This is a genomic window from Arenibacter arenosicollis (genome assembly GCF_014397245.1).
Lineage (GTDB): Bacteria > Bacteroidota > Bacteroidia > Flavobacteriales > Flavobacteriaceae > Arenibacter > Arenibacter arenosicollis.
In genome coordinates this window covers 111,629-117,628 of sequence record NZ_JACLHY010000015.1, presented here as the reverse complement: position 1 = coordinate 117,628, position 6,000 = coordinate 111,629, and the positions used below count along the sequence as shown (strand labels likewise).

Sequence of the window (6,000 nt, the reverse complement as noted above, 5' to 3'; positions counted from 1 at the left end):
TGTTGTATCCGGTTCCTTGGGCCGGTGGTATGATCTACTGACCCGGATTTCAAAAGCATTTTGCGCATTGAAATACGATGGTCGAACTAACCACGCCATTTGGCGTGGTCCAATGTTGTATCCGGTTCCTTGGGCCGGTGGTATGATCTACTGACCCGGATTTCAAAAGCATTTTGCGCATTGAAATACGATGGTCGAACTAACCACGCCATTTGGCGTGGTCCAATGTTGTATCCGGTTTTTTGGGCCGGGGTTTTGATTTTCTGACCGGATTTCAAAAGCATTTTGCGCATTGAAATACGATGGTCGAACTAACCGCGCCATTTGGCGTGGTCCAATGTTGTATCCGGTTTCTAGGACCGGTGGATTGATCTTCTGACCGGATTTCAAAAGCATTTTGCGCATTGAAATACGATGGTGGAGCCATCCCCCTCCAATATGGCGGGGTCTCTGGTTCCATACCCCAACCCTTGTGAGGGGAAAGGCTACAAATTAACAAAAGTTTAAAGGTCTATGTCTTTTTTATGATCTTAACTTACATTTTCTTTATGCCGTTATTGGATAAAAAGGCGTTTTTAGTTTATTTCTTTAAGAAAAATAGGACATTTGATGCTTAATTTATCTAATTTTAAATAAAAAAATGCAAAATAGAATTCTCCTATTTCTTTTCCTTTTATGTGTAACATTTTCATATTCACAGGATGATGACAGACAATATTTAAGAGGACAAGTACTTTATAGAAATGTGAACGTTCCTAATGAGAATGTTATTAATGTTACCACTGAAAGGGCTACGATTACCAATGATAAAGGTGAATTTGGGATTTTGGTGAAGGAAGGTGACGAACTGGTATTTACGGCTATAAACTATCAGTTGATGGTGGTTAAGATTACCCAAGATATTTTGGATAATAACAGATTGGTGGTAGAGGTGAATGAAAAGGTGACCGAGCTGGACGAGGTGGTGGTAACACCGGAAAATCAGGAGAAATTTCTTCAAGCCCAAAACAAGGAATTCCTGGCACGGGAATATGATTATGAAACAGACCGTTTAACGGAGGTGGAAAATATTGCCATGTCCAATGCCGACAAGGGAATGAAGGACGGACTTAATTTCGTGAATATTTTTAAGGCACTGATGTTGGCGGCAAAAGGGGATAATACCGAGGTAGAGCGCGAGCCTTTAAGGGTAAGTGAGGTGCTAAGGCAAGTATATGACGATGAGTTTTTTGTATTGGACCTTAAACTGCCACAGGATAAAATAGACGATTTTTTGCTGTACTGTGATACCCAATTACCAGAAAGGTCTTTGTTGCAAAAGCGTAATGAATTTCAGCTGATCGATTTTTTGGTAACCCATAGCAGGTCCTATTTGGAACTATTGGAAGAGGGGAAACAGTGAGCAGGGGTCAGTCGTCAGTGAACAGTAAACAGTGAACAGTGAACAGTTGACAGTATTCGGTTGAAAGTTGAATGTTCAAAGTTCAATACTTATTTGTCCGGTCGTGCGTCAGTTCGAGTGAAATGCCGTTGGGCATTTTGTATCGAGAACTCTTAATGGCATTGAATAGTGGGCAGGGGTCAGTCGTCAGTGAACAGTAAACAGTGAACAGTTGACGGTAATCGGTTGAAGGTTGAATGTTCATGGTTCAATACTTATTTGTCCGGTCGTGCGTCAGTTCGAGTGAAATGCCAGTAGGCATTTTGTATCGAGAACTTTTAAAGGTAGTAAACAGTTTTCAGTTCAAAGTTGAATGTCTAGTGTCTAGAATCCAACATCTAATATATAACGTCTAATATCTAGTGTTCAACGTCCAAAATAGTTCAATAGCGACCTGGGTTGAACAATAATCTTCAATAATATAGAACGTAGTGCGTAATATCCCAATATATTTGGTTTTCATCTTGTTTGGTGTATTTGCCCAAGGTTTAATGGCACAGGATTTTTCCAAAACATTGGAAGGAAAGGTCTATAGTGAGGACGGGGATGTGGCGGCGACACACGTACTAAATACCACTACAAAAAAAGCCGCGATCACCGATATTAACGGATTTTTCTCCATTGCAGTACGCCTAAACGATACCCTTGTTTTTTCTGCAGTACAATATAAACGCAAGGAAATTGTGGTTAATGCCGGTATCCTTGATAGTAAGTTTTTATCCATTCCGTTGGAGGAATCCAATATTGCTTTGGATGAAGTTATAGTAATGCCCTATAACCTAACCGGAGAATTGGGTAGGGACATGCGAAATATGGATATAGATCCTGTTATTTCCGCCACAAGTTTGGGTCTGCCCAATGCCCATGTTAAGCCCTTGATGCAGAGTGAAAGGTTGCTGAGGGAAGCCTCCATGGGTCCCTTGTCCATAGGTATGCTCACCAGTATTCCGTTCAATCCCATAATCAATGCTATATCTGGTCGCACCAAAATGTTGAAAAAACGTGTGGCACGAGATGTAAATTACAATAAATCACAGCAATTAAGAACCGAATTTGCCGATAGCTTGTTTGTGTTGCAACTCAAAATTCCGATGGAAAAAATAGACGATTTCTTGTATTACTGCGAAGTCGATGCCAATTTTAATGCTATTATAGATAGCCAGGATCTATTCGCTATATGGGATTTTATTAAACAGAAAAGCTTTGTTTACAGGAAGAATAATGGGATGGAGTGAGGGACAATGATCAATTAACAGTTAACAATTAACAATGAAGAGTGGGCAGTTGGTAGTGAACAGTTTTCAGTGAGCAGCTTTCAGTAAACAGTAAACAGTGAACAGTTGAAAGTTCAAGGTTCAAAGTTCAAGGTGCAAAGTAGTGAACAGTGGTCAGTAAGCAGTAAGCAGTTGTGTACGTCCCTGATATAGGTTGACCACTTTATAATGTAAAACTAAAATTATGACCGAACGGTCAAAAAAAAAAACGGCACAATGATTGTTCAATAAAATGTGATAAAAATAATATGCACTATCTAAAAAAGACCTTTTTAATACTGTTGTTGCCGCTGTTAGCGTTTACGGTAGCACATAAATTTTACCTAAGTGTAACCAGTATTGAATACTCGGATAAAGACAAGGCACTGCAGATTACCACCAGGATATTTATAGATGATATGGATAAATTGCTGTTGGAACGTTATGGTCTAAAGGGTAATCTGGCCACCAAGGACGAGTCTTCCGCGGCCAATGAGTATATAGAAAAATATGTAAAGGCCAAGTTTGCCATTGAGATCAACGGGAAGAATGTGGCTTATAACTTTTTGGGTAAAAAATACGAAAATGATATAATGGTCAGTTTCCTGGAAGTTCCCAAAATTGATATCAACTCCATTACTACTATTTCCGTGCAGAACGAAGTATTAATGGATATGTTCGAGGAACAGAAAAATGTGGTCCATTTTAAACTTAATGGACAGAAAAAGAGTTTCGTACTAATCCGGGAGAATAATAAAGGTATGTTAAACTTAAAGTAATTAATAACAATCTGTCATATAATTGTTAAATTCCCGCGCTAAAAAAATCAATTTCAAATATGAGTAAAATGAAACATGTTTTTGCTTCGGTATTGTTCCTGTTTGCGGCTCTTGCTGTTGCCCAGGATGAAGTAAAAGTGGAAAGGGAGCAAGGCCACCTTAATCAAAGTAAATTCAAGCAACTTTATGAAGAATTTGCTACCCCAAACACCTATAGGTCGGCTTCTGGGGCACCGGGCCCGGATTATTATCAGCAACAGGCAGATTATAAAATGGATATTGAGCTCGATGATAAAAATGCAAAAATTTATGGTTCAGAGACCATAACCTATACCAATAATTCACCGGATGACCTTACATTTTTATGGGTACAGTTGGATCAGAACGTACGTTCCAAAAGCTCCAAATCGCCCTTGCGTGATAGTGAGGGAGTAGCCTTGGCGGAGCCGGTTGCCGGATTTGCAAAAAAATATATGACCCCGACATTCGATGGTGGATTCAATATAGAATATGTCCGGGATTCCAATGGTAAAGCCTTGCCATATACCATTAACCAGACCATGATGCGGATAGATCTCCCCGAAGTTTTAAAAAGTAAGGGACAGGTTTCGTTTTCTATAAAATGGTGGTACAATATTCCAGATCATACCGTAAATAGGGCCCGATCGGGATACGAGTATTTTCCAAAGGATGGGAATAGGGCTTATGTTATAGCTCAATTTTTTCCTAGAATGGCCGTCTATAGCGATATAGAAGGATGGCAGAACCATCAGTTCTGGGGCAGTGGAGAATTTGCCCTTCCGTTTGGCAATTACGAGGTTAATATTACTGTTCCTGCAGATCATATTTTGGATGGTACCGGAGAGCTTCAGAATATGAAGGAGGTATTTTCCAAGGAAATGATAAAACGATATGAAAAGGCAAAGAAATCTTATGACAAACCAGTAATCATAGTTAGTCAGGCCGAAGCCGAAGAGGCCGAAAAGGGATTTTCTGAAAAGAAGAAAACGTGGAAGCTGAAAGCAGAAAATGTGAGGGATTTTGGTTTTGCAACATCCCGTAAGTTCATTTATGACATGCAGGCCGTGAAAATAGGAAACAGGGATGTAATGGCCATTTCTATGTATCCCAAGGAAGGGAATCCGTTATGGGAGGAGTATTCTACCAAGGCCGTAGCGCATACCTTAAGGTCCTATTCTGCCCATACTTTTGATTATCCTTATCCCAAAGCAATATCGGTACATGCTAAAAATCAGGGAATGGAATATCCTATGATTTGTTGGAATTATGGAAGACCCAACGAGGATGGCACTTATTCGGATAGGGTAAAATACGGGATGATTTCTGTAATTATCCATGAGGTGGGACATAACTTTTTCCCCATGATCGTAAATTCCGATGAACGCCAATGGGGTTGGATGGATGAAGGTTTGGATACTTTTATGCAGTATATGGCCGAACAGGAATTTGGGGTAGCTTATCCCGAGGCCATTGCTCCAAATAGTAAATACCCATCCGGTAGAGGAGAGCCTACCAAGATCATACCCTATATGTCCGGAGATCAAAGTACCATAGCACCAATTATGTCCAATCCGGAAAATGTGTACCAATTAGGTAACAATGCCTATGGAAAACCGGCAACTGCCCTAAATATTCTTAGGGAGACCGTAATGGGTAGGGAATTGTTCGATCATGCATTTAAGACCTATGCCCAACGATGGATGTTTAAACATCCGTCCCCAGAAGATTTCTTTAGGACTATGGAGGATGCCTCTGCAGTTGACCTGGATTGGTATTGGAGAAGTTGGTTCTATACTACAGATTACGTTGATATAGGTGTAAAGGGTGTTAAAAAATATTATGTTTCGGATAAGCCTACCAAGCAAATGCGTGCGTTAATGGCGGAAAGGAATATAAAAGAAGAGGATTTGCCACCTTTGGTCTTTTTGGCGGAAGAGGATAGTGAAGATTACGAACCCAACTTAAAAGGAAAAACGCCTACGGAAAATTCCAAAAGCTTAAAGGAGTTTATGATGGACAATATGTCGGCCGCAGAGCGAAATGCTGTGGTAGAACCAAAATATTTCTATGAGATTACCTTTAACAAGCCAGGCGGAATTCCTATGCCTTTGATCGTGGAATATACCTATGCGGATGGTTCCAAGGAAAATATTACCTATCCTCCGGAAATATGGAGAAAAAATGATAAGGAGGTAAAACGAGTCATTGCCTCTGGTAAGGAGTTGGTGGGTGTTGAAGTAGATCCTAAAGCTGAAACGGCGGATATAGATACCACCAATAATTCATGGCCTATGAAAGAGGTTAAGTCCGACTTCGAACTTTTTAAAGAGAAGATAAACGGGAAATAAGATTTTTTGCAATTTGAGTGATCTTATTTAGGGCTAGCATCCTTATTGATGCTGCTCCTTGAATTTATAAAAAAGCCCCGATTCCGGATTGCCAAATGGCCAAACGGGTGTCGGGGCTTTATTTTTGTTGGTTATTTTTCTGAGGTTTTAATATTTGG

General features: G+C 40.0%; 4 protein-coding genes. All 4 read left to right on the top strand.

What is annotated here, in order from left to right; translation table 11 throughout:
• The first annotated feature begins 640 nt into the window (after window positions 1–640).
• The 4 genes from H4O18_RS14685 (at window position 641) to H4O18_RS14670 (ending at window position 5,842) form a co-directional block, all read left to right on the top strand.
• Entirely contained in the window at window positions 641–1,402 is a 762-nt protein-coding gene (locus H4O18_RS14685) for a carboxypeptidase-like regulatory domain-containing protein (protein WP_187585870.1), read from the top strand.
• Window positions 1,403–1,872: 470 nt separating this feature from the next.
• Entirely contained in the window at window positions 1,873–2,676 is an 804-nt protein-coding gene (locus H4O18_RS14680) for a carboxypeptidase-like regulatory domain-containing protein (protein ID WP_343065466.1), read from the top strand.
• 287 nt (window positions 2,677–2,963) lie between these two features.
• The gene (locus tag H4O18_RS14675; RefSeq protein ID WP_187585868.1) at window positions 2,964–3,473 is read left to right on the top strand and encodes a DUF6702 family protein; all 510 of its coding nucleotides are present in this window, start codon (window positions 2,964–2,966) and stop codon (window positions 3,471–3,473) included.
• A gap of 59 nt (window positions 3,474–3,532) precedes the next feature.
• The gene (locus tag H4O18_RS14670) at window positions 3,533–5,842 is read left to right on the top strand and encodes a M1 family metallopeptidase (RefSeq protein ID WP_187585866.1); all 2,310 of its coding nucleotides are present in this window, start codon (window positions 3,533–3,535) and stop codon (window positions 5,840–5,842) included.
• Window positions 5,843–6,000 lie beyond the last annotated feature (158 nt).